Origin of the sequence: Rhodococcus sp. C-2 (assembly GCF_027854095.1) — a bacterium.
GTDB classification, from domain to species: Bacteria; Actinomycetota; Actinomycetes; order Mycobacteriales; family Mycobacteriaceae; genus Rhodococcus_F; species Rhodococcus_F qingshengii.
Genome location: NZ_JAQGFI010000014.1, coordinates 34,487 through 60,228 on the forward strand (window position 1 = coordinate 34,487; position 25,742 = coordinate 60,228).

General features: G+C 61.9%; 9 protein-coding genes. 4 read left to right on the plus strand and 5 right to left on the minus strand.

Annotated elements, in window-relative coordinates; translation table 11 throughout:
• The first annotated feature begins 55 nt into the window (after positions 1-55).
• A complete protein-coding gene (locus tag PCS43_RS26575) occupies positions 56-709 on the plus strand; it encodes a GNAT family N-acetyltransferase (protein ID WP_175280132.1) in 654 nt (217 codons plus the stop codon).
• Positions 710-804: 95 nt separating this feature from the next.
• Positions 805-1,374: a DUF5655 domain-containing protein gene (locus PCS43_RS26580; RefSeq protein ID WP_073513049.1), complete on the plus strand. Its 570-nt coding sequence runs from the start codon at positions 805-807 to the stop codon at positions 1,372-1,374.
• Positions 1,375-1,724: 350 nt separating this feature from the next.
• On the opposite strand, the gene PCS43_RS26585 is transcribed toward PCS43_RS26580, so the two are convergent.
• On the minus strand, positions 1,725-17,936 hold the full coding sequence (locus PCS43_RS26585) for a non-ribosomal peptide synthetase (protein ID WP_209908858.1): 16,212 nt from the start codon (positions 17,934-17,936) through the stop codon (positions 1,725-1,727).
• 192 nt (positions 17,937-18,128) lie between these two features.
• Between PCS43_RS26585 and PCS43_RS26590 the strand changes: the two genes are divergently transcribed.
• Both PCS43_RS26590 and PCS43_RS26595 read left to right on the plus strand, forming a co-directional pair.
• Positions 18,129-19,988 carry a DUF4012 domain-containing protein gene (locus PCS43_RS26590; protein ID WP_073513045.1) on the plus strand — a complete coding sequence of 620 codons (1,860 nt, stop codon included), beginning with the start codon at positions 18,129-18,131 and terminating at the stop codon, positions 19,986-19,988.
• 181 nt (positions 19,989-20,169) lie between these two features.
• Entirely contained in the window at positions 20,170-21,201 is a 1,032-nt protein-coding gene (locus PCS43_RS26595; protein WP_020969805.1) for an iron-siderophore ABC transporter substrate-binding protein, read from the plus strand.
• Positions 21,202-21,237: 36 nt separating this feature from the next.
• Here PCS43_RS26595 and PCS43_RS26600 read toward each other — a convergent pair whose 3' ends face one another.
• From PCS43_RS26600 to PCS43_RS26615, 4 genes are all read right to left on the minus strand, one after another.
• Positions 21,238-21,741: a GbsR/MarR family transcriptional regulator gene (locus tag PCS43_RS26600; protein ID WP_003942377.1), complete on the minus strand. Its 504-nt coding sequence runs from the start codon at positions 21,739-21,741 to the stop codon at positions 21,238-21,240.
• A 61-nt stretch (positions 21,742-21,802) separates the two neighbouring features.
• Positions 21,803-23,059, minus strand: a complete 1,257-nt coding sequence (locus tag PCS43_RS26605) for a hypothetical protein (protein WP_065456570.1) — start codon at positions 23,057-23,059, stop codon at positions 21,803-21,805.
• A gap of 34 nt (positions 23,060-23,093) precedes the next feature.
• On the minus strand, positions 23,094-25,085 hold the full coding sequence (locus PCS43_RS26610) for a glycosyltransferase family 39 protein (RefSeq protein ID WP_081305501.1): 1,992 nt from the start codon (positions 25,083-25,085) through the stop codon (positions 23,094-23,096).
• Between the two features lie 93 nt (positions 25,086-25,178).
• Entirely contained in the window at positions 25,179-25,691 is a 513-nt protein-coding gene (locus tag PCS43_RS26615) for a GNAT family N-acetyltransferase (RefSeq protein ID WP_054801584.1), read from the minus strand.
• Positions 25,692-25,742 lie beyond the last annotated feature (51 nt).

Genomic DNA, 25,742 nt, shown 5'->3' on the forward strand with positions numbered 1-25,742 from the left:
GCCTGGCATGCCAGACTGTGACCCGATTCGCACACGAAACGAAGGTCTGAAGACGATGGTTGACCCACTGCGAGAGATCTGGCCTCCGTACGGAGTCACGATCACGTGTGGGCCCATCACCTTGCTCCCTGTGCGCGACGATCATTTCCCCGAACTCACTGCGCTGGTCCGAGCCGGCATTCACCCTGCCGAACAGATGCCGTTTCTCGTCCCCTGGACGGTGGGCACTCCCGACGAAGTGTCGCGAAGATTCATCCAATACCACTGGTCGGTCCGCGGAGCGATGACCATGACCGACTGGAAATTCGAAACAGCCATTGTCGTCGACGGAGAAATCGTCGGCTGCCAGGCGTTCGCCGCGACGGACTTTCCCAAAAGTCGTACCGGTGAAACCGGCTCGTGGATCGGACGCGGGTTCCAAGGCCGGGGTGTCGGCACTCTCGCCCGACAGGCAATCTGCGCATTCGCATTCGACTCTTTGGGTGCACGAAGCGTCGTGTCGTCGGCATTCACGGACAACCCCGCCTCGATCACGGTGTCCACCAAAGTCGGGTACCGCGCAGACGGCACAGTAGAGGAGTTGGCTGCCGACGGTCGCATGACCGTGCGTCGTCTCTTCACCCTCAGCCGCGAAGATTTTGTCGCACCGCCGTATCCCGTCGAAGTGACCGGCGTGCGCGCGTTCAAGACGATGCTCGGCATCGACTGAGCGAGCTCCCCGTGCACAGTGAGAACCGAGAGAGCAGCGACAACCGGAAGAACAGCGACAACCAGTAGAACAGTGACAACCGGTAGAACAGACACATGGAACCCTCCGACATGATGGCCGCAGTCACCTCGTCCATGCGCGACCGTACCGGGCGCACCCTCGAAGAATGGGTTGAGGCCGTACGGACGTCCGGGGTCGACCCGCTCGATCAGAACGAAGTGCGCAAGTGGCTGAAAGCAGAGCACGGTGTACCGCAGAATTCGCAGTGGGCAATTGCATTCGAGACTGCCGAACAGTCCGGATGGGTGGAGCCGACCGTCGAGCAATACATCGACCAGCAGTACAGCGGCCCGAAGGCAGCACTGCGGCCGATCTTCGATGAAGCCCGACGTCTGATCGAAGAACTCGGAACCGATGTTCGGGTCGAAGGCCGCGGAACCTACACGCCCTTCGTTCGCGCTCGCCAATTCGCCGCCATCGCAGCGGCCACCAAGGCCCGAGTCGACCTCGGACTACGTTTTGTCGAGGCCCCCGAATCCGAACTTCTTGTCCCGGCCAAAGCTCCCGGGCAGTCGACCCACAAGATCGGGCTCACCAGCACCGCAGACGTGAACGACGAAGTCGGATTGCTGACAGCGATCGCGTATCAACAGAACGGCCGGTAGGTCACTCACTCACCGCCACGCAAACGCTCACCGGCAGGCTGCACGAAAGTCCCTGTTCTCCTTGTCGGAGAACAGGGACTTTCTTCACCGCGGGGGAAGGTCGCTGCGACGTGTCAGCTCAGGCCGAAGAGCGCGCCGATGATGGTCCGAGCAGCCTCGAAGAGCGCGTCGACGGACGGAACACCGATTTCAGAGCTGATGGAAAAAAGGGAACCCAACATACGATCCTCCGGAGATAGTTTCTGAATGGCTTACTGCCACAAGGGAAATGCTACAGATTCTACTTGCGGAACTGAAGCAAGAGGACCACGGGAGTGACAATTCCGGACCAAAGTCCCGGCACGTTAGATCTACTGCACCCCAGTATGATTGCGATCCTTCGAATCCGAATCGACACCTTCGAGATAGCCGACGAGAACTTGGGCGACCTCCGCCAACACCTCAGTGCTCGACATTTCCGAGTGGGAGCAGTCGACCAGGTACGCCCGCAACGGCCCCACCAGTTCGGACCACCTTTCGACCAGGTGACGATGTTCAGGCAGATCATGCTGCGCCACAAACAGTTCCACTGACCCGAAATAGTGCCTCGGCGTGTGGTCCCGAACGATTCGCGACAGTTTTTCCACCCGACCCACTACGGATTCGAGTACCGTATCGGAAAGGAAATCCATACCGGTCTGCCTTCGGATCTCTGCCGCAACGTCTGTGAAAGTCAGTGCTGCAGTTTCAGTTTCAACCTCGGATAGCCCGATCTGCGCGAACAGTTCGGAAGGTTTCGGAGCCGCTTGTACCGATGGCATCATCTCCGGTAACAGCGCGTCGAGCATGAAAACCGAACCGACTAGATCGCCGGCCTCTTCGAGCTGGCTCGCCATCTCGAGCGCGATCGTTCCGCCGGCAGACCAACCCAGTAGATGGTATTCACCCGATGGCTGCACCGTCCGTACGGCATCGACGTACCCCGACGCCAACTCCGCCACCGTGCCTGGCAATTCACCTGCTCCCGTTGCCTGGATGCCGTACACCCGTCGACCCCGCAGCTGACCGACGAGTCCGGCGTAGCACCAGGCGATTCCGCTGACCGGATGCACACAGAACAACGGCGGCCGTTGGTCATCGGGGTCGCCGCCGAGCATGACGACCGTGTCCAGCGGATCCGAACGAAGCGAATCACCCTCGAAGACATCGGCATGAACGAGATCCATCCGAGAGGCAAGCTCCGCCACAGTTCGGTCGGTGAAGATCCATTGAACCGGGAATTCCCTGTTAAGGCTCTCACGCAAGCGCGTCGCCACTCGAACTGCACCCATCGATGTCCCGCCGAGCTCGAAGAAGTCGTCGTAGCGGCCGACCGATTTCGCGCCGGTCACGCCCTCGAATGCCTGTGCCACGTGACGTTCGGTATCCGAGATGGGTCGATCCACACTCGACCCTGGCTGCGGTGAAGGAGCAGGAAGTGCCGCTGCGTCTATCTTCCCCGAAGCGAGCAACGGTACCTCGCCCACTATCGTCACCGACGAAGGCAGCAGGTGCTTCGGCAGCAGGCCGGAGACGAACCCGCGAAGCTCCGATTCCGTCGCCGAACCGTTTTCCGCCAGCGTTACGTACGACCGGAGTTCAGCGGCTCCGTGCCCGTCGTCACAGACGACGGTTACCGAGAAGGCCACTGCTCCATGGCTTGACAGGGCCGCGTCGACCTCCGCCGGTTCCACGCGGACACCCCGCACCTTCACCTGCGCGTCGTTGCGACCCAGGTACTCGAGCGCTCGGTCGTGACGCCTACGACGCACGAGGTCACCCGTGCGATACATCCGAGTCCCCACCGCATGAGGATTGGCAACAAAGCGCTCGGACGTCAGAGCCGGGGAAGCGACGTACCCCCGTGCCACATTCTCACCGGCGAGGAACAGTTCTCCCGCAACGCCATCCGGAACCGGTCGGAGCCTCTGATCGAGAACAAATGCTGTCGTACCAGGGACTGGAGTGCCGACAGTGACGTCCGCGTCAGTGATCCGTGCGGAAATCGATGCCGCGATCGTTGATTCGGTCGGTCCGTATCCGTTGACGATGCGATGTCGGGGTGACCACGCCGACGCAAGGCGCGCAGAGAGCGGCTCCCCCATCGATTCGACGATCAACGGTTGCACTGCATCCGGATCGACTGTCGCCAGGACCGTCGGCGTCACGATCAGATGTGTTACGTCGGCGGCTATCAGCAGATTCGTGAGTTCTTCTCCCCCGTAGACGAAGTCGGGAGTCAGAATCAGCGTTCCACACCCTGCAGCCGCGAGAAGGATCTCGATCACCGACGCGTCGAAGGTCGACGACGCCAATTGCAGGACTCGGGGGCCACGCTCGAGCTCGGCGATCTCGGCGTGTGCGGTGCAGACGTTCATGATTCCGCGGTGTGAAACCTCCACGCCCTTGGGTCTTCCCGTGGAACCCGACGTGTAGATGACGTAGGCGAGGTTGTCGGGGTGAGCCGGCGTTGCCGATACCTCGGCAGCGCCACCAGCAGTGCAGGATTCGTCCATCGCCACCCACTCGACGCACTCGGGCAAACTCTCGGATGCACCTCCCGCTGTCAAACCGACAACCGAACCGCATTCCTCGACCATCGTCTGCCGGCGCGCTGTCGGCAGCGCCGGATCGAGCGACAGCCACGCTGCGCCTGCACGCGCTACTGCCCACAACGCAACGATCCACAGATGCCCGCGCCCGAGCGCAACGGCCACCACGTCGTCGGGTCCGATTCCTCGGACCACCAACTCGCGTGTCCAGTGCGACGACTCCTCGTGCAGGTCGCGGTAAGTCCAGCGTCTGCCGTTCTCTTCCAGCGCGACGCCGTCGGGCGCCTGACGCAGAGCGCGTTCGAAAATGTCGGCAATCGTCAGAGGTTCGACGTGGCGAGGATTCGCAGCAGTCAGCGCCGAGCGTTCGAGTCCGGACAGCAGTTCGATCTCCCCGATCACAATCTCGGGTTCCGCGGTCACTGATTCGGCGATACGTCTCACCCGCTGCATGAACAGTTCCGCGGTCGACTCGCGGAACTTGTCCGTCGCATACAGCAATCGAATAGTCAGACTGTCACCGGTGTCGACCAGGTCCCACGTCAAGTCGTAACCAGTCGACGCCCCTGAATTGTCGATGTCGAAGACGGTAATGCCGTCGATCTGCGGCAACTCCAGCGCTCGCCGGTACGCCAGCATGACCGTGAACAGCGGATGCTCGTTCATCCTGCGCGGCGGATCGACCTTCGCAACGACGTCGTCGAACGAGACGTCCGCGTTCGCCATTGCTTCCAGATCGACACGGCGAACCTCGTCCAGAACAGCAGCGAAGCGATCGGTGGAGTTGATCCTCGTGCGCAATGCAACAGTACCCACCATCATTCCGGCGACGCTCAGCAGCGCCGGATCGTTCCGCAGACTCACAGCTGCTCCCACCACGACGTCGTCCGTGACGCACTCGCGAGCGAGCAGCACGGCGATCACGCTGTGGACGACCATGAATACCGTGACGCCATGCGAACGAGCCAACGCCGACAACGCGTCGTAGCTGGCGCCATCGAGGACTTCCGTCACCATCTCCTCGGATCGTGAAGACACGGGACTCCGGGGGTTGTCGACGGGTAGAGCCAACACATCCTCGACGCCACAAAGTGCGTCCGACCAATAGTCGAGTTGCCGGTGAGCCATGCTGAGAGAATCCTCGGGGTCACCCAAGCTCTCTCTCGCCCAGTAACTGTAGTCGCCGTAGCTGATCTCCCCCGACGAGCGATCCCAGGGAAGACCTGCCGACCTGGCCTGGAAGGCTGCCACGAAATCGGTCAGGATCGGGCCCATCGACGCTCCGTCGATCGCGATGTGGTGAACAACGATGACCAGGACCGTCAGTCCTGCAGAGTCGACTCCTGCCTTTTCGGCGAACACACGCACACGGAACGGAACATCTCGTTCGAGATCGAACGGCACAGTCGCGAATGCCGAAGCGCTCGCACGGATATCGCCGACGTGTACCGCAGTGAGATCGAATGCAACAGAGTCCATTTCAAGTTGTTGCGGACCGAATTCACCCGGAACACAGACAGTTCGCAAAACGGCATGGTGATCGACGACGTCGCCGAGCGCGCTGCTCAAGACCGAACGATCGACGTCGTCTGCCAGGACCGCTGCAAACGTCAGGTTGTACGCAGTCGATTCCGGCTGAAGCTGATTGATCAGCCAGAGTCGTTGTTGCGAGGGCGCCAGCGGGGCCGGCTTGCCGGGATCACGTCGAGTCAGTTCGCGGCGTTTGCCATCGGACGCGCTCGCCGACAGCCACTGAGACATCGCTCGCGGCGACGGATTGTCGAAGACGGCGCGAACAGGCACATCTCGCGCGAAGATCGAGGCGAGTCGACCTGCCACCGCTGCCGCGGCCAACGAATCACCACCTGATTCGAACAGGTTGTGCAGAGCGCCGAAACTTCCGGACACGTGTTCCGACATGACAGCGGTGACGAGTTCCTCCGAAACCGTCACTGCTGCATCGGGCGCCTGGCTCTCGAACACATGGCGCCGCAACGCATCTGCGTCCAGTTTTCCGTTCGTCGTGAGCGGGATCAACTCCAATACGACCACGCGGCCGGGCATCAGATACGCAGGCAACATCGCGGCCAACTCGATTGTCAGCTGATCCGCCTCCACACCATCGCCGACCGCGCACGCAACGGCGATGTCGTCGACGAGGACAACCGCCGCAGCCTCGACGCCCGTGCACCGACGCAGAGCTGATTCGATTTCGGCGGGCTCGACGCGGATTCCTCGCACGCTCATCTGACGGTCGGAGCGTCCGACGAATCCGAGCCTGTCATCCGTGCGGCGATGAACCAGATCACCGGTCCGATAACGGCGGTGCCCACCGGGTGCTGCGATGAACGACGTGGCGGTGCCGGCAGGATCTCCGGCATAGCCCATCGCAAGCCCGGGCCCGCTGACGTACAACTCACCGATCCCGGCCCACGGCACCGGACGCAGTCGCGTATCGAGCACCTCTGCACCGATTCCGGCGAGCGGGACTCCGATGGTGACCCGATGATCCACCTCGGCGACAGTGGTGACCACCGTGCATTCCGTCGGTCCGTACGCATTGAGCATTCGCGCGCGGCGACTCCACGCACGCGCGGTGGAAGGTGAGAGCACATCGCCACCGACTGCCACCACCTCGAGCGAATCGAACCGCTCTGGAGCCATCGTGTCGAGTACGGCTGGAGTGGACAACATGTGAGTGACGCCGCGTTCTGCGACGAATTCTTCGAGTGCCCTTCCGCCGAAAGCCTCCCGAGGAGCGACCGCCAAGGTAGCCCCGGCGCCGATCGCCAACATCATCTCGAGGATTGCTGCATCGAACGTCGGTTTGTAACCGTGCAGCACAACCGAGTCCGAGGTCACGCCGTACTTGCGGACAGCATCGTCGGTCAGCAGGCCCAGTCCTCGGTGGGTGACTGCAACGCCTTTCGGTTCACCGGTCGACCCGGACGTGTGAACAACGTACGCGACTGAATCCGGATACTGCCGACCGGGAACAGGGCTGCGATCGGAGAGGACTGTGCGCAGCTGCTTCAGACGTGCCGGTGGCAGGTCGGGGTCGATCGGCACGAATGCCGCTCCCGTTTTCGAGATCGCCAACATTCGGACCAGGTACGCGATAGTCCGCACCGCCGGAATCTCGTACACGGCACCCGGTCCTGCTCCCCGAGCCACCAGTTCCCAGGCTTGGGCATCCGAGGCAGAGTCGAGTTCGGCATACGTCACCGTGCGGTGTCCGTCGTCGAGAGCAATGTTGTTCGGGAATCGCGCCGCGGTGGCGGCGAAGATCTCGGTCAGCGTGCGGGACGAATCGACCTCGGCAGCAGTCCAACTGGGCGCCGCGCCCACCGCGAGATCCGAAACGAGTACTGGCACATCCTCGGCAATCGAGGTGAGCACTCTCGACAGCTGTCGGGTAACGGCGTCGGCGCTCGAAGGATCGAATGCGCTCGCGGCATAGATGAGCGCTCCGGTCAATGAACCGTCGACAGCGGGTGCGAGCGAGACATGCATGGGGAACTTCGTTGTCGCGGTCTCGATTTCGCGAGCCTCGATCGTGAGACCGGAAACCTCCACGGCAGGGATCGCGAAGTTCTGCAGACCCAGCGCAATCTGGGGAGTTCGTCCACCGAGCAGCTCACCAACCAATTCGGCAGGAACAGAGCTGTTTTCGAACGCTGCCACATCAGCATCGAAAGCTGCACCCAACAGAAGATCGATCGGCACGTCCCCGTCGATCCGAAGGCGAAGAGGCACCGTATCCACGAACATGCCGACCACGCCGTCGAGCTGAGGCGCCCGCCGTCCGTCGACAGCTGTGGCGATCACGACGTCGGGATTTCCACTCAGCTTGGCAAGCACCACCGACAACGCCGCATGAACTACCGCGAACAGCGAGACCTTCAATCGGTCGGCTCGCGCCTGCAGTGCCGAGGTGATGACGGCTGGTATCACGAAGTTCACTCGCTGCGCTAGGGTATCCGGCCCGCCATCGGAGTGATCCACCGTCAGCGGAGACACAGATGTCACACCGTCGAGCGTTCGGCGCCAGAACTGCTCGACGCCAGGGGAAACGTCACGTGCTGCCTCCCACGCGGCAAAATCCCCGTACTGGATCGGCAACGGAGACCATTGCGAATCCAGTCCAGCTCGTCGCTTGCCGTACGCGGTCAGCAGGTCGCCGACCACCGTTCGCATCGACACCCCGTCGACTGCGATGTGATGAAAGCTCACTGCCAGAACGTGCCGGACCGGTGACACCTGGAGCAGCATCCAGCGCACCGGCAGGTCTGCCGCTACATCGAAACCGCGCGAGCCGAACTCTCGCAGCAGCACCTCGACCTCGATGTCGGCGACCAGCCGCGTTTCCATTGTCACAGAGGTCGGAGGTTCCACGACCTGAACCGGTGGAGTGCCCGGATACCGGGTTCTGAGGACGTCATGACGACCGACAAGATCCGTCGCTGCCTGACGCAGCGCGGCCGCGTCGAGTTCACCGTCGATCTCGATGCAGATCGGCAGGTTGTACGCACCGCTCGCTGTGTTCCGCTGATTCAGTACCCACATCGCACGCTGGTTTCGTGACAGGGGTGCGGGCGTGGGATCGCGGCGCGGTTCCAGTCGGACAAGATCGGTCACCGAGTCGTTCTGCTCGAGCGAATCGAGCCGGGCTGCCAACGCCGCAACTGTTGAATGCTCGAATACGGTCCTGAGCGGAACAACCAGCCCCAGAGTACTACTCAGGAGCGAGGTAACCTCCGCGGCCGACAGCGAGTTGCCCCCGAGCGAGAAGAAGTCTGCGTCGCGGTCGTCCTCATTCCCACCGAGGACGGAACCAAAAGCTCCGGCTACAACACGTTCGGTGGCGGTGGCCGGCCCCTCTGCACGGGAAGCATCCAGTGTCGGAGACGGGAGACGGGCGAAGTCGACCTTGCCGTTCCGCATCGGAAGCTCGCCCTCGATGTCGACGATGGCATGCGGAACCATGTACGTCGGAAGGACTTCTGCGACGGCAGCGCGAAGTTGACCAGTGTCAACTCTTTCGGCACCTGAACTTCTCACGTAGGCGACCAACAGAGGACTTCCACCTTCGGCCGACCGAACCCCGACGACACAGAAGTCGACGTTCGCGACAGACTGAATGACTGCCTCGATCTCACCCGGTTCGATCCGGACTCCGTTGACCTTCACCTGCACGTCAGTTCGCCCGAGATAATGCAGGCGATACGTATTTCCCTCGGATTTGGGGCTTTGCGGCTTCCACATCACCAGATCGCCCGTCCGGTACATCCGGGCGCCTGAACCGGTTGCCACGAATCGTTCCGCAGTTCGGGCCGGTTGGCCGGCGTAACCGCGAGCGAGCATTCGACCTGAGAGATACAGTTCGCCGGCGACTCCCGGCGGCACCGGTTCGAGTCGATCATCGAGCACGACGGCGTCGACCCCGGCCAGTGGATACCCGATCGATCCGTCGTGAGTGTCACCCGACAGTTGTTCGATCGACAGTGGTTCGGTAGCAAGCGAATACATCGTCGACTCGGCAGGTCCGTATCCGTTGATGACTCGGCGTCCGGCTTGCCAGCGCTTCGCCAACGCGCCGCCGAGTCGCTCGCCCCCGAACATCACCGTGGAAAGGTCCGGCAGCGAAGGATCGCCGATCGAGGCGACGACAGTAGGTGTGGCGCACAGATGAGTAATTCGCTCGCGCCTCAGTGCTGATGCGAGTCCCGAGCCGAACAGTTCTTCGTTCTTCGCCAGAACGAGCGTGGCCCCGGACGCACTCGCGATGAGCACCTCGAGCAACGTCATGTCGAATCCTGGCGCTCCGCGATGGAATACGCGACAACCTGGCCCAGCCGAGAATCGACCGGGCAGGTCTTCGGCGATCACACCGAGCCCGCCGTTGGTCACGACCACAGCCTTGGGGGTTCCGGTCGTTCCTGACGTGAAAACTACGTAGGCCGCCAGGTTCTCGGAATATTCGCGCACCGAGTCGGTGACTTTCTCACCACCAGCGTCTTCAGCACCAGCGTCTTCACCACCAGCGTTGCGGCCGCCGATCGCTCCGGTGCCCAGTGTTTCGAGGACATCGCGTACTCGCGCCTGCGGCTGTTCCGGGTCCGTCAATGCCGGAGCTGCACCGACCTTCGCGATTGCCCACAGTTGCACGATCGACGCAATCGACCGATCTGCAGTCCAAGCAGCGACCTGGTCGACTCCAACTCCCCGGGAGCGCAACTCGTCGGCTGCGACATCCGACTGGGCATCGAGTTCCCGGTAAGTCAGTGTGTTGCCCTCACCCTCGACCGCCACAGCGTCCGGGGCGGATTCGACGCCGAAGCGCAGCATGGAGGCAAGTGTCGCACCGGAAAGTCGAGATCGATCAGGCCTGTCGACCGCGCCGTGTGCGGGGACGAGAAGAGCTCGTTCCGCACTGTCCAACAGGTCGATTTGCCCTACGGTGACATTCGGGTCGACAGACACTTGATTCAGGAAGCGCTCGAACCGGCCCGCAAAGCTCGATACCGTCAGATCATCGAATAGATCAGCGTTGTAGACGAATTCGAGACCGAGTTCGCCCCCGACCCCCTCGTCCGTGACGTTGACCTGCAGATCGAAATTTGCGTGCCTGACTTCAGGAGCAATCTGTGTGATGTCCAGCCCTGGTATCGACCACGCGGCGGTCTCAGCAGTTCGGAACGAGAGCGCTACCTGGAACAACGGATGTCGCGAACGCGATCGCGATGGGTCGATCAGATCGACCAGCGATTCGAAGGGCATCTCTGCGTGCGCGAACGCCGCTACGTCACGCTGACGAACCTGCTCGACCAACCGGCCAAACGAGTTCGACGGATCGACTTCGGTTCGAAGAACAATCGTGCCGGCAAACATGCCGACCAGCTCGTCGAGTTCAGGTGTGACGCGTCCGGACACAACAGTGCCGACAGCTACGTCATTGCTACCGTTGTACCTCGCCAACAGCGCCGCGAGAGCGGCGTGGACAACCATGAACATGGTCGCGTTGTTCGATCGTGCGAGTGTCTGAAGGCCCGTTCGTACCGAACCTGAGATCTCCACCCGACAGCTCGACGCACGGGCGGACGTCGAACGTGGACGATCGAGGGGAAGCGTCACCTGCTCGGGAAGTCCTTCGAGAGCCTGCATCCAGTAGCTGCGTACCGTCTCGGGAATCCCCGATTCCCTTTGCCATGCACTGTAATCGGAGTATTCGAGCGCGAGCGGCGACCACTGCGGAGCGTGCTGCGCCGAGCGGGCGATGTACGCCGCAGTGAAGTCGCGGACCAACAATTCGAGCGATCGAGCGTCGGCGGCAATGTGATGGACGACGACAGCCAGGATGTGCTCGACGGGTGAAACCTGGAGAAGTGCCGCACGTACGGGCGGATCAACGGTGACATCGAAGCCCGAACCCACCAGTACTGCTACACAATTCTCGGCGTCGCCGCCGTCGAGTGCCTCGAGCTGAAAGGCCGGAAGCGCATCCTCGGCGTCGAGCACCGTCTGAACCGGGCCGCCGCCGACAACCGGATACACGGTCCGCAGAGTGCGATGGCGATTGATCACGTCACGAATTGCCAGTTCGGCCGCAACCACGTCCAGCTCGCCTGCCAAGCGCAGCACGATCGGGATGTTGTATCCGGCGGAGTCTGTATCCAACTGATTCAGAATCCACATTCGATGCTGGGAAGCTGACAGGTGCACTTCCGTGTTGTCCGAACGAGGCCCCAAGGACACGTCAGACGCGTGCTCCGCGCCGGTTCGCCCTACACCTATCCGCGCAGCAGCGATGTCTGCGAGCTGATCGACGGATGGGTGCTCGAACACATCGCGGACGTCGAGGTTGCAGCCCAGGGCGGAGTTCAGACGCGACGAAAGACGAGTGGCGATCAAGGAATTGGCGCCTTGATCGAAGAGGTTCCGGACCGGATCGACATGCGGAACTTCCATCAAATCGCTCAGAATAGCTGCGACTGTCTGCTCGAAGAAGTCTCGCGACTGCCGAGTCGGCTGCGTGAGAGACACCGGGGTCGGCAACGATGCTCGGTCGATTTTGCCGTTGATCGTGACCGGTAATGACGCGAGCGCCATCAAAGCCGACGGAACCATGTGCGCGGGCAGCAACGAACGAGCAGTCCGCAAGACGCCGTCGAGGTCGTGTCCGCTCCCCGGGGTGATGTAACCGACCAAAGTCGGCCCGCTGTCGAGTTCTCTCACCACTACCGCGGCCTGCTCCACCGACGTGTGAGCCAACAGCGCGGATTCGACCTCGCCCGGTTCGATGCGGTAACCGCGCAGTGCCATCTGACCGTCGGCGCGGCGAACATATTCGAGTCGGCCGGCTCGCCAACGGACCAGATCGCCGCTGCGGTACATCCGTGATCCATCGAATCCGGGTTCAGGCACGAATCGCGAAGACGTCATCGCGGGTCGACCCAAGTAGCCTTCGGCCACCTGCGGACCCGCAACATACAGTTCGCCGACAGATCCCGGAGGGACGGGCTTCAACGACGCGTCCAGTACGTAGCTGCGCAACCCTGGTAGTGGGGACCCGATCGGCGAGACAGTCTCGTCACCGGGGACAAGATCGAAACTGGTGACATGGACTGTGGTTTCGGTGATTCCGAACATGTTGACGCCCCGCACGTCCGGGTGCCGATCGAACCAAGCCTCCACGCGGCCGGCGTCGAGGCGATCACCGCCGAAAACAATCGTCCGGAGCGGAAGCAGCATTTCCTGCGTGACTTCCGCCAACGCATAGAAGGCGGCCGGGGTCTGATTGAGAACGGTCACTCGTTCCCGCACAATCAGATCCGCGAATCTTTCGGGTGAGCGCGCGACATCACCGTCCACGATCACGAGGGATCCGCCAGTGGTCAACGAACCCCACATCTCCCAGACCGAGAAGTCGAATGCGTACGAATGAAACATCGTCCATACATCTTCGGCGTTGAAGTCGAAGATCTCTCGGGTCGAGGCGAGCAGCGCCAACACGTTGTCCTGAGACACCACTACGCCTTTGGGAGCTCCGGTCGATCCGGAAGTGTAGATCACGTAGGCGGCGGACTCCGACTGTGCAACGGGCCAGTCGGCCGTAGCGTCCGTCGTCTCGTCCACGAAGATGACAAGTTGCTCGTACCCAACGAACCGCCCAGCAGATTCGTCCGTCGACAGAATCGCTTTCGGGCCTGCATCGGCAAGTACGTAGTGGATACGAGCGTCGGGATACTGCAAGTCGATCGGTACGTACGTCGCGCCCGCGCGAACGACAGCGATGATGGCTACGACGAGGTCGACCGATCGAGGCAGGGCGACCGCCACGCGATCACCGACTCGAATTCCTCGATCGATCAAGACAGCGGCAAGGCCCTCCGAACGAACTCGCACCTCTTCATAGGTGACGCGAGTATCGCCACTCGACACCGCGATTGCATTCGGATGCCGGGCTGCGACGGCCCCGAAGAGGTCAGGCAGCGACTGCGCGACAATCGACGGCGCCGGCACCCGAGCCGACAATTCTTCGCGTTCCGCAACACTGAGAACATCGATGTCACGCAGCATGATTGACGAGTTCTCGGTAATCGAGCCACACACTCGACGAAGCCGCTCGACCCAGCTCTGCACGGTGCCTGCATCGAACAGATCGGCGGCATATCGGAAAGTGCCGCGAACACCGCTCGCGTCGCCGTCAATCGTACGATCCTCGCGCACCGTCACTTCGAGGTCGAAGCGAGGGTGCACGGGGGGTAGCGGAGTGCCGTGCGCCGTCAGAGTTCCCATCGCGATCTCGGAGTCGGGCGCTACCGGATCGACAGCGAGAACAACTCGGAGGAAAGAATTCTTCTCACCTACGCCCCCATCGACCGCACGGTCGACCACCCAGTCGAACGGGACGTCGGCATTGGACAGGGCCGCCACATCAACCTCGCGCACCCGAGTCAAGAACTCACCGAACGTGTCTCCGCCGCGAAGGAGCGTTCGCAGCGCGACGGTCCCGACGAACATACCGACGACACCGTCGAACGAAGGATGCGTTCGTCCGGAGGTCGGGGTCCCGATGACCACATCGGACGCACCGGTGATCTTGCTCAGTGCGATCGCAAGGCAAGCGTGCAACACCATGAAGGTTGTGCAGTCGTGCGCGCGAGCGATCTCGTTCAGCGCCGCATGGATAGGTGAGGGCAACTCGAACGTCACGTCCCGAGCCGACGACGGTTGGTCCGGCCGGCGGGATCTGTCCACGGGAAGCACCAGAGTCGGATCAACACCGGCGAGTGTGTCGGACCAGAATTCCAGCTGGCGTCCTGCCAAGCTCTGTGGATCCGCGGGATCACCGAGAATGGTTCTGTGCCAAGCGGAATAGTCGCGGTAGTCGAGAGCGGGCGAAGGCCAGATCGGCGACCGTCCGTCGGCGCGAGCGTCGTACGCCGCGATGAGGTCCGAGACGATCGTCGCGAACGAAAGGCCGTCCAGGGCGATGTGATGGGCAACCACGGTCATGCGGTGGTCGGCATCGCTGCCGGAGGCGAGGATCAAGCGAAGAGGCGCATCGGTCGCCAGGTCGAAACCCGCCGCAACCAAATCCGCTGACGCAGCCTCGTAATCCTCGGACGCAACCTCGATCAGAGTCACCGGAGTCGCGGTCGCAACCTGGATCGGCCACGCGTCGTGATTCTGGTCGAACGAGAAAACAGTACGCAAGACGAGATGGCGATCGGTCAGGTCACCTACCGCCATCCTCATCGCCTCGATATCCAGAGCACCACTGAACGCGACCTCGAACGCAATGTTGTACGCCGACGACTGGGGATCCAAACGGTTCAGTAACCATAGGCGTTGTTGCGCCGGTGCGATTTCCACGACGAGGTCGTCCGAAATGCGCTGGGGTTCCTCCACCCACTCCGCCCGCCCCGCACGGATCACCCGGGCCAGGCGCGCCGGCGTCGGGGCACCGAACACATCCCTCACACCAACCCGTCTTCCGAGGGCGGAACTCACTCGCGCGGCGACATACACGGCGTCGAGTGAACTACCGCCCCAGGCGAACAAGTCGGAGTGCGGTCCGAGAACTCCGACGCCGAGGACCTCGGCCATCACCGAGGCAATCAATTCCTCGTCGTACTCGATCGGACGGTTGACCGCCGCGCGCTGCTCGGCCGGCGCGGACGACGCCAGTTCGGGGAGCGCTGAACGGTCAGTCTTTCCATGGCTCGTGACGGGCAATGCTGCCAAAATAGTCACCGAACTCGGCAGCATGGAACGAGGAAGTCGGGAAGCCAGATGATCGAGCACCATCGTCTGGCTCAACGGATGAGCTGCACCTTCGGCCACGGTCACATACGCCGCAAGCGACCCGGATCGCTCGACCACCGCTGCTTGCGCAACGCCGGGAGTCGACAGGAGCACAGCCTCGATCTCGCCCAGTTCGACGCGTACTCCACGGATCTTGACTTGTTGATCAGAGCGACCCAAGAACTCGAGTTGACCGGCATCGTTCCATCGCACGACATCCCCGGTGCGGTACATGCGCTCGCCGGCACCAGTGGCACCAAAGGGCGCAGCGACAAAATGCTCCGCGGTGAGCGTCGGAGAAAGGTACCCTCGCGCCAGTCCGTGTCCCATCACGTACAGCTCCCCCGCGGCGCCGACCGGAGTGGGCAGCAACGACGAATCCAACACCACAGCGGAAACGCCGTCGATCGGGCGCCCGATCGGAGTATCACCACCAGGCGCGAGCGGCTCGCTCATGAATGCCGCGACGGTTGCTTCACTGGGCCCGTACGAATTCACGATGTCGACGTGACTCGACCACGCATCCACGAGCGCCACCGGCGGTCGCTCGCCACCGACGTTCAACACTCGAAGATCCGGCAGTTTCCGAGGATCCATCGTCAGCGGAACCGATGGCGTCGAGTTCAGGTGCGTGACACCTTCGAGCCGCAAATAGTCTTCGAGGTCCACTCCGCCGATCAATCCGGGAGGAACGATCACTGCGGTCGCGCCGCAGCCGTGCGCAAGCAGAATCTCGAGGATCGCCACGTCGAACGATGTGTTTGCAAGGAGCGCGACGCGGGAGGAACTATCGATGTTCAGACGCCGTGCGTGAGAACGCAGCAACGGCACAATGCCTCGGTGCGTGACCGCGACACCCTTCGGTCGCCCGGTAGAACCAGAGGTGTAGACCACGTAGGCGGTGTCGTCCAGAGACAGGTCGGCGATAGATGAACCCGCCCCCACGCGTCGATCCACCGGCCCTTCGACGGTCTCGTCGCCACTGGGATCAACGACGCACACCCAAGCCGGCGCGTCCACGAGTTCGCCACCGACCACAACCGACACGTCGGCGTCGTCGAGAATGAAAGCGACACGCTCGGAGGGTGTTTGAGGATCCACGTAAAGAAGGACAGCACCAGCCCGCACTACCGCGTGGAATGCAACTACGGAATCGGTCGAGCGCTCGGTGAGGATCCCGACGACGTCGCCTCGTCCGACTCCGTTCTCCACGAGCAAGGCGCAGAGTGCATCCGCGCGAGCGCCGAGCTGGTCGTAAGTGACGTCCACACCTTGCTCGCGGATCGCGACAGCACTCCCCTGCCCTGCGCCGCCTCTGATGACCGAATCGAGCGTCGCGAATCCGTCCGTCCGCGGACCCAGCGCAGGGACCAGATCCTTCACTTCGTCCGTCGAGAGGATGCGGAGGTCACCGAGCGCACGGGTAGCCGAGTCGAGGAACCCCTCGAGTAGCCGAACGAACTGACGATGATGCATCGCCAGGTCACGTTCGCTGTAGAGGTGCGGATTGGCTTCGAAGGACAGGCGAACGTTCTCCCCCGCGATCGACGGATAGATGCTGAAGAACAGGTCTTCGGTGGGGCCGGATGTGAGGACGTGAAACTCGCCGACGACGTCGCCGAGCCGAATGGCTTCGTGAAACATCATGACGTTCACGGCCGGGCCCGCCGCCTCACGGGATCCGCCCTGACCCTCCTGGAAGCCCATGTCCTCGTAGCGGAATCGCTGGTGGCGTAGTGCACCGGTCATCTGAACCGAGATCTGACGCACCAGTTCTCGTGGCGACAGATCCCGTTCGAGTTGCGCACGAACAGGCACGATGTTGGACAGCATCCCACCTGAACGTTTCGACGTCGCCGTGGTGCGGCCGGACACCGGCAAGCTGAGGACTACGTCATCGGAATCAGTCATGCGACCGAGATAGGACGCGAATGCACCGACGAGGACCGCCACCTCGGAGGTAGTCCACTCGGTCGCGACATCCGAAAGCTGTTTTGCAAGAGTTGGATTCAGTGTCCGCACCATCATGCGCTGCGGCATGGACGTCAGGCCGGCGCCGTCGGCGAGGCGAACCGGGCGGGGCAGGCCTTCGGACATCTCCGTCCAGTACTGCTCGTCCGATCGATACCGCGACGAGGATCGGTAATCGACGTCGAGGTCATGCAGTGCACGTACCCCGAGACCACCGAAAGGAGTCAGCGTCTTGCCATGAACCAGATGCGAATAGCGCTCGGCCACCCGAGCGGTGAGTGTCATCGCCGCATGTCCGTCGAGCACGAGGTGATGGGCGTGCGAGTACCAGTAGTAGTGCTCATCTGCCAGGTGAAGCAAGGTTGCCGAGATCAGGCGGTCAGACATCACGTCAAGTGGCCGTGAGTATTCCGCTGTCATCCACTCGTTCGCGCGCTGAACCGGGTCGCGGTCGCTGCGTAAGTCGAGGTATGCGAGATCGTCGACGATCGAATGATCGACGACCTGTGCCGGCTCGGCATCGGTAGCGACGAGGCGAACGAACGGCGACTCCAATTCATGACATGCCGTGTTCGTTGCCTCGATCAGCGCGTCGACGTCAACCGGTCCGCGTAGTTCCACGTACTGAGCCACCACGAACGGAGTTGACGGACTCAATTGCTGCGCGAACCACAGCGCGAGCTGAGCCCGAGACAACGGAAAAGCACTCAACCCGTCACCTCACATTTCACCAGCCTTGTTTTTCACGAACGTTCGGTGGCTGATCACGTGAATCCATGGGAGCGAACACCACGAACGGCCGAACCGAACCCTACTGTCTCGTCTAAGTTTTCACCACTGGGCCAACACTGCTAGACATGTCGACGCAGCTTTCACGCACTCAAACGTCAGGAGCTTCAGCGGATGAACAACGACACGGTGGGACCAAAGTCCGACGACGATTCCGGGGCTGAACCGAGCGGCTCCAACACCATCCCACCGAGGGGCCCGGAGCGCGAAACCAAGGGGGCGGCCGCTTTTCTCCGAAGCCGTAGAACGGCAGTCGCGATCACCGCAACGACGCTGGTAGTGGGCGGTTTCGTGGCATGGCTCGGGTACACGGCATACGAAGCGAAAGACAACCTGGAGGCGGCTCGCGACCACGCACAGTCGGCGAAGAGCGCTCTCCTGGCCGGAGATACGGGAGTCGCAGAGTCTGCCGCGGCGGAAGCCGATCGCGAAGCATCGGCCGCATACGACAACACCCATTCACTCCCCTGGAACATCACCGCCGCAATTCCCGTCATCGGGTCGCCGTTCGAGTCGACGCGCCAGATGACCGAGGTCGTTCAGGGGCTTACGCGTGACGTTCTCGGCCCTGCCGTGACTACCGGAACTTCACTCGCACCAACGGAATTGGTGCAGCCCGGTGGGCGCTTGGCACTCACACCGTTACGCGAAGCGGAACCGAAACTGGCCGAAACAGCTATCGCCGCGGAATTGCTGTCGTCGCAGGCACAGGAAGTTCCCGAATCGAAGTACCTGGGCCGAGTTAACGATGCCAGAGCAGAATTACAGTCGCAGACAAGCGAACTGGCTACCCTCCTGACGAACACCGCCACCGCGGCGCGCATCGCACCGGCGATGCTCGGCACCGACGGACCGCGCAACTACTTCATCGGTTTCCAGACCAATGCGGAAGCGCGAGGAACCGGCGGCCTGTTGGGTGGATACGGCATCGTCCGAGTCGACAACGGCGCCGCTCGGGTGGACACACTCTCCCCCAACTCCGAACTAACACTGGACAATCAACCGATAGACCTTGGTCCTGACTTCAACCAGCTGTACGGAAACAGTCGACCGACCACCGATTTTCGCAACAGCAACCTCAGCTCGCACTTTCCCTACGCAGCGCAGATCTGGCAGTCCCTGTGGTCACAGGAGTCCGGGGGTGAGCTGGTCGACGGCGCGATAGCGACCGATCCGATAGCACTGAGTTACCTCCTCGAGGCGGTGGGACCAGTAGAGATGCCGGACGGAGAGTCGGTCACCGCCGACAACGTCGTTGAGTTGACCGAGTCGACCGCGTACGCACGCTTTCCCTCCGACAACAAGGCACGAAAGCAGTATCTGCAGACAATCGCGGCCCGTGTCGTGGCGAAGATGACCGGGAACATCAAGTCGCCGAGCGCATTACTGGAGGCTCTGGGCAGAGGTGTCAGCGAGGGCAGAATCGCAGTGTGGAGCTCTCACCCCGACGAACAATCGGTTCTTGCCGACACCGTCCTCGGGCACACCATTCCCGATGATGCGGCTCCGTATGCCGGTGTGGTGATCAACAACCAAGCCGGCAACAAGCTCGACTACTACCTCACACGAGAAATCGACTACACAGCCCAGACGTGCACCGGCGACACCCGAAAGACAACGGTCACCGTTCGACTGACCAACAACGCGCCCGACGCCGACCTGACCGAATATGTCAGCGGGATCGTCGACAACCCCGGACGACTGCCCAATGGCACCAATGTGGCTGCAGTCACTCTGCTTGCGACAGCCGGCGCCAAACTCGATGCCGTCTCCGTGGGTGGACAGATTTCGTTTGCCGTCAACGGAACCGAACAGGGTCACCCGGCCTACATGACCAGGGCCGTCATTCCGCGAGGCCAGACGGTTGAGCTGAAGTTCGATCTGACCGAGCCCACAGCCGAGGGCGAAGCTCGCGTACCGGTCCAGCCGCTTGTCGACGACCCGAAGATTACCGTCGACGTTCCTAGCTGCTGAGCTGACCGGCAAACGTCGACGAGGCCCCTGGCATGTCGCCGTTTGTCGGGCTCGTGAACTTTCAGCAGATTTGAAACTTTGGCAAAGGCTAGCCTATGCTTCCTGACGCGCCTGGAACCGGCCGTCGGCTGCGATCCGTCGGAGTCTCACTCCTCGGCGCATCGACAACGGAAGGTTCCCCATGCGATACGCCCGTGTGCGCTCACTTCGCCGAACTGTGGCGCTGAGTGGATTGGTCATTGCCGCCCTGGTAATCGGCGGATGCAGTAACAACGACACCGCAACCGAATCGAGCAGCAGCGACTTCGAAACCGTCACCATCGAAAGTGCGCTCGGAAACGCCGTCATCACCGAAAAGCCCGAGCGAATCGTGACTCTCGGCATGGGGTCGGCGGAGACCGTAATCGCGCTCGGCACGATCCCCGTCGGCGTCGAAAAGTACGCATGGGGCAGCGACGACACCGGGTATCTGCCGTGGGTCCACGAAGCGGTCACGAAGCAAGGTGGCGAACTGCCAGAGCAGTTCACCGGCGGAACCGATCTCAACATCGAGGCGATCATCGCTCTCGAACCCGACCTGATCCTCGCCCCCTGGTCCGGCATCACACAGCAGCAGTTCGACTCACTCAACGCGTTCGCGCCGACCGTCGCCTACGCCGAGAGCCCCTGGACCATCACGTGGGAAGACCAGATCAACGTCATCGGCAAAGCCATGGGTGAATCCGAGAAGGCAACGTCCGAAATCGACAAGATCAAGTCGCAGTTCGCGGAATCGACTGCAGCACATCCGAACTACGCCGACGTCAGCTTCTCCTTCATCTACAACACGGGCCCAGGAACCCTCGGCGTCTTTTTCGCCGAAGAGCAGCGTGTGGCCATGGTCCGCGCACTTGGCCTGCAGGTGGATCCCGTCGTCTACACCTTGACGGAATCTGAAGGAACAGACTCGGCCGTCATCGGCCTCGAGAACGCAAACCTCCTCGACAAGTCCGACCTGCTCTTCACCTTCTACTCGGACCCGGCCAACCGGGCCGAGATCGAAGCGCAGCCCGCTTACCAGGCAATCCCCGCTGTGGCTCGGGGAACTGTCATCGCTCCGACCGAACAGCCCTTCGTCACCGGTTCCTCGATGATCAACCCTCTGACCGTGCCCTGGTCGCTCGAGCGCTACGTGCCGATGATCGACGAGGCAATCGCGAAGCTGAACAAGTGATGTAGATCAGCATCGTGCGATCGAGAAACCCGCGTCCTATTCGGACGCGGGTTTCTTGCCGTCGCGTTCAGCTTTGAATCGCATCCACTCACTGCTCAGCATGCGATTGTCGATGATCCACCCCATGTAATCGCGCATGTTGAGCACGCGAATGTACGCGGGACCGTTGGGATTTGCGTACTGCAGGGCCTCGGTCGCAAGCTTGCGTTGATTCTCGAGATACACGTGCTCTGTTTCGAGGAATCCGCCCCACACGTCGGAATCCATGACGTAGTAGTGAGTCCGATCCCGAGGCTTGCGCGTGAGCTTGACGAACCCCCGGTCGATCAACCGACGAATGTAGGTGGACACCGATCCGCGACTTGCTCCGAGTGCCTGCGCCAACTCTTCGGCGCTGACCCCTGGCGACTCGCTGATCAACAGATAGCCCGCAATACGTCCTTCGATGCGGGCCCCACCGCCGGACTGCCAGTACACGGAGAACTGGTCGATGAACCAGGTGGAGAAATCGTCACCGCGAGCAGGGCTGGCATCGCCCATTCGTTGAGCCTCCGACGTCTCTGGGTACGAACAATTCGCCACTATTGTGCCAGCACCACCGTCACCGAGCCGAAATCACCAGCCCTGGAGTGGTTGCGATGAACTCGAGCTGTTCGATTGTCAAAGGCGACGCCGATGTGGAGCCAGCCGATGTCACGAACTGGGTCACCACTACTGTTTCGCCGGAGGGGTGAACAACCCGGACCGTGTCATCGCCCGAGCCATCGGGATCGACCAGGCGAGTCACGGTGGTGGAGCCTGGCAACGTCAGTGTGTCACCCGGTTCCGGCACAGCGGTACCAACTGATATTTCGACATCGCTGCTGCCGTCCGCTGTCGAGGCGACGATCCGCTCGCACACTCCTCCCTGTCCGTAATCATCTGGAACCAACGAACCGAGCGGGCGCTCCAAAGTGACGCCTGCCGCGCCGAGATCCTTCCAACGTGCATCGAGCAACTGATTCAGTCGGTCGATATCCATGCGCGACGCAGGTGGACCGGCATTCACAGAATCGGTGTAGCAGGATGCCATCGGCGGCGGCGTCGAGTCTGGAACCGGCGCAGTCACCGCAAGCCCCGGCGCGGTCGCTAACGCGATCAGTTCGTCCATCGTCAAGAGCGGGGAAGCATCCGACGAAGTTCCGGTCGACGTGTCGACGCTGGCAACAACCCGGGATCCATCACCGAGATACGCGACGACTCCGCGCTCGCCCCCGACTTCCGAACCGTCCGTGTCTTCGAAATCGGCTCTGTCCTCGAAATCGGCGATGTCGAGCACTGTTCCGTTTTCGAGATGCTCCCGCCGATCCACCAGACCCTCCAAGCACGGCGGCACCGGCTGATCCCATGCACGCACCTGAACCGAGATATCCGCAGTCCGCCCGACGCGAGTCAAGGTTCCCTTCGCCGACGTAGAACCGCTGAACTCGATCGGGTCGACCCCGTCAGGAAACGAGGCACCCCGGTAATTCTGGATCGGCGCAAACTCGAGCGATTTCGATGGACTCGCAAATGCAACGTCGACATCGGAAGGCAGCGATTCGAGTAGTGCGTCGCTCATGGCGGTGGCCTTCGGTCCCGAGAACCATGGATAGTCCGGGTCGTCATAGCCGGGCTCACCGGCAAAACCGTAGTTGATACGCACCGGCGGACCCGGCGATGCCACCGAATCGCAGCCGGGAATCGACGTGCCCGTGTCTTCGTTCGTCACCGCCGCGACAACAGTTCCCAAGGCGACGATCGAGACGATCACCAGCCCGTCACGCCAGGTCCATTGCTCGCGGCGACGGTTCGACTCGTGTGCGCTGCGCCCAGACATTTCTCGATCATTGCCTACCACAACAACTACGTCGCTATCCGACATACCCGCTGAGGTCGTAGATCGTGGAATTTCCCACCGTTGTCGACGTGAAATTCGCTTCGACCCATTCCTGGATGACACTCGAGGTGCTGCCCCCGCTTTGGCCCTCTCTCTGGCTTCCGCCCTGGCCACCGGCAATGTAGTAGTGAATTTTTCCGTCTGCCACGTACTGGATGAATTGATCCAATGTCGGTGCGGGATCGGAACTCCAACCGCCGATCGCCATCACCGCGGTATTGCTGGCCAACTCGTAGGTTGCTGCGCTTTGCGAGCCGTTGGTCGCGGCCGACCACGTGGTGCCCGCATTGACCAGCATTGCCGTCAACTCGGAAGTACTTTCACTGCCGCTACTCAGTTCTTGCCCGTTCGACGCCGGATTTACAGTCGCGTCAGAAGAATTCGGCGGAGCGTCACCGTTTTGCAGCTCTGGGCCCCCACCCATACCTCCTCCCCCGCCGATTCCGGAGTCGGACACGGCGCCGGTCGGTCCGGCCGTCGGGATGGACCCACCGTGCGCTGTTGCGGCAGTGGCAATCGCGTAAGACGCAGAACCGGTTATCCCTGCCAACGATCCAAGAATCAATCCAGCGACAGCGAGCTTGCGAAATCGATCCTTAGCTCCCACGAGAACCAGGATCGCGCCGACGACAGTGCCCGCCAACAGAATCCACTTCAGCATCGGCAGCCAGTCGGCATTGCGGTGCAACAACACCCAGCTCCAGATTCCTGCGGCCAGCATCGTCGCAGCCAACCCGCAACGTCCGATCCAACGGGCACGGACCAACCACAGAGCGTATCCACCGGTCCCGATCATCCCCGCGACGGCGGGCGCCAGCGCAACTGTGTAGTAGGGGTGGATCGTGCCGGACATGTAGCTGAAGATCAGGCCGGTAACGAGAAACCAGCCACCCCAAAGGATCAACGACGCACGGACAAGATCTGTGCGCGGTGCGCGCCCACAGGCGAGCAGGCCGAACACCAGCGCAATCAAAGCCGCAGGAATAAGCCAGGAAATCTGGATACCCATCTCGCTGCCGAACAGCCGTTCGAGTCCGGCACTTCCCCCGAAGCTCGAACCTGCACTGCCACCGGCCATTCCGCCACCGCCACCGGTGCTCCCGAAAAGTCGACCCAATCCGTTGTATCCCACTACCAAGTCCATGACGCTGTTGTTGGTCGATCCGCCGATGTACGGGCGAGAATCAGCGGGCCACAGCCACACTGCCAACACCCACCACCCAGCCGATATGACAACGGACGCAGCACCGATCACCAGGTGGACCAGGCGAGTCCGCAAGCGCACCTGTCCGGCGATCAAATACGCGGCACCAAATGCAGGCAACACCATCAGCCCTTGCAGCATCTTGGTGAGAAAGGCAAACCCCAGCGCTACTCCTGCGAGCGCCACCCACATAGCGGCTCGACGACCTATCGCCGTGCACATGGCGCGAATAACGAAGTAGCCGGCGAGAGTCATGAGCAGAACCAACAGTGCATCAGGATTGTCGAACTTGAACATCAGGGCGGCAGCGGGCGTAGCTGCCAAAACAGCTCCCGCCACCAAACCCGCAGCGGGCGACGCCACTCGTTTGACGGCCGCGTATACGAGCGCAACCGATCCGATGCCCATCAATGCCTGCGGAACTAGAAGGCTGGCACTCGAAAATCCGAAGATTCGCCCGGACACACCCATGACCCACAATGAAGCGGGCGGTTTGTCGACCGTGATGAAATTCGAGGTATCGAGGGACCCGAAGAACCACGCTTTCCAATTCTGGGAGCCGGCCTGCGCCGCTGCAGCGTAGAAGGTGTTGGCGTAGCCACTCGCGGTCAGATTCCACAAATACAGGACTGCCGTTGCTGCCAACAGGATCGTCAGCGCCAATCCCGTACTGCGCGTGCGGAACCACGACGGCGAGGGCTCCGCGCGATGGGCAGTTGGTGCCGGCCGCTGACGCGGGGCCGGATGCAGAACGGCGGTCATCAGGAAGTCCCTTCACGAGTTACTGTCCTGCCAACGATCGCGTCTCCAACCCTGGCGGCACTGGGAGCCGCCTGGAAAGTTGCTGTGAATGGATCAGGTCAGGGAGCGCTCGAACAGCACGACGCTGAACCACCCGTTGTCGGCATCGTCTCCGAAGTCACGACGCCCTACCTCGGCGAAACCCGCGTCTCGGTAATAGCGGCGCAACCGCACGTTGGTTTCTACACAATCGAGCCGCAGGTACTGCGCGTTCTCCTGCGCGGACCGTCGATGGGCCCAGACGAGTAAGCGTTCGCCCAACGAGGTGCCCGAGAATTCTCGATCGATAACTAATCCGTGCACGTAGCCGGCAGGATCGTTCGAATTGGGCCAGACCACGGGGTCTGACCAGATCAACCGCAGGGCACCGACAATCCTCGACTGTTCCCGGTCTCGCGCAACAAAGAACTCCCCTCTCGAAATCTGCTCCCCGACCTGCTCGACAGACACTTCACGCGGGCGCCACTGGATGATTCCGCGTTCTGCCAACCAGTCTTCTGCCGCGTGCCGCAGCGCCAGAATCTCCGGCCCATCGGTCTCGACCGCTTGCACAACGTCGACAACCATATGACCTCCCCCATATCTGCAGCCGTTCACAACAACACGGCCTCCAGGCCC

What these genes read in the sequence shown, in the direction of transcription:
- PCS43_RS26590 (WP_073513045.1), top strand. Translation starts at nt 18,129, where the DNA reads ATGAACAACGACACGGTGGGACCAAAGTCCGACGACGATTCCGGGGCT.
- PCS43_RS26595 (WP_020969805.1), top strand. Translation starts at nt 20,170, where the DNA reads ATGCGATACGCCCGTGTGCGCTCACTTCGCCGAACTGTGGCGCTGAGT.
- PCS43_RS26610 (WP_081305501.1), bottom strand. Translation starts at nt 25,085, where the DNA reads ATGACCGCCGTTCTGCATCCGGCCCCGCGTCAGCGGCCGGCACCAACT.
- PCS43_RS26615 (WP_054801584.1), bottom strand. Translation starts at nt 25,691, where the DNA reads ATGGTTGTCGACGTTGTGCAAGCGGTCGAGACCGATGGGCCGGAGATT.
- PCS43_RS26575 (WP_175280132.1), top strand. Translation starts at nt 56, where the DNA reads ATGGTTGACCCACTGCGAGAGATCTGGCCTCCGTACGGAGTCACGATC.
- PCS43_RS26605 (WP_065456570.1), bottom strand. Translation starts at nt 23,059, where the DNA reads ATGTCTGGGCGCAGCGCACACGAGTCGAACCGTCGCCGCGAGCAATGG.
- PCS43_RS26600 (WP_003942377.1), bottom strand. Translation starts at nt 21,741, where the DNA reads ATGGGCGATGCCAGCCCTGCTCGCGGTGACGATTTCTCCACCTGGTTC.
- PCS43_RS26580 (WP_073513049.1), top strand. Translation starts at nt 805, where the DNA reads ATGGAACCCTCCGACATGATGGCCGCAGTCACCTCGTCCATGCGCGAC.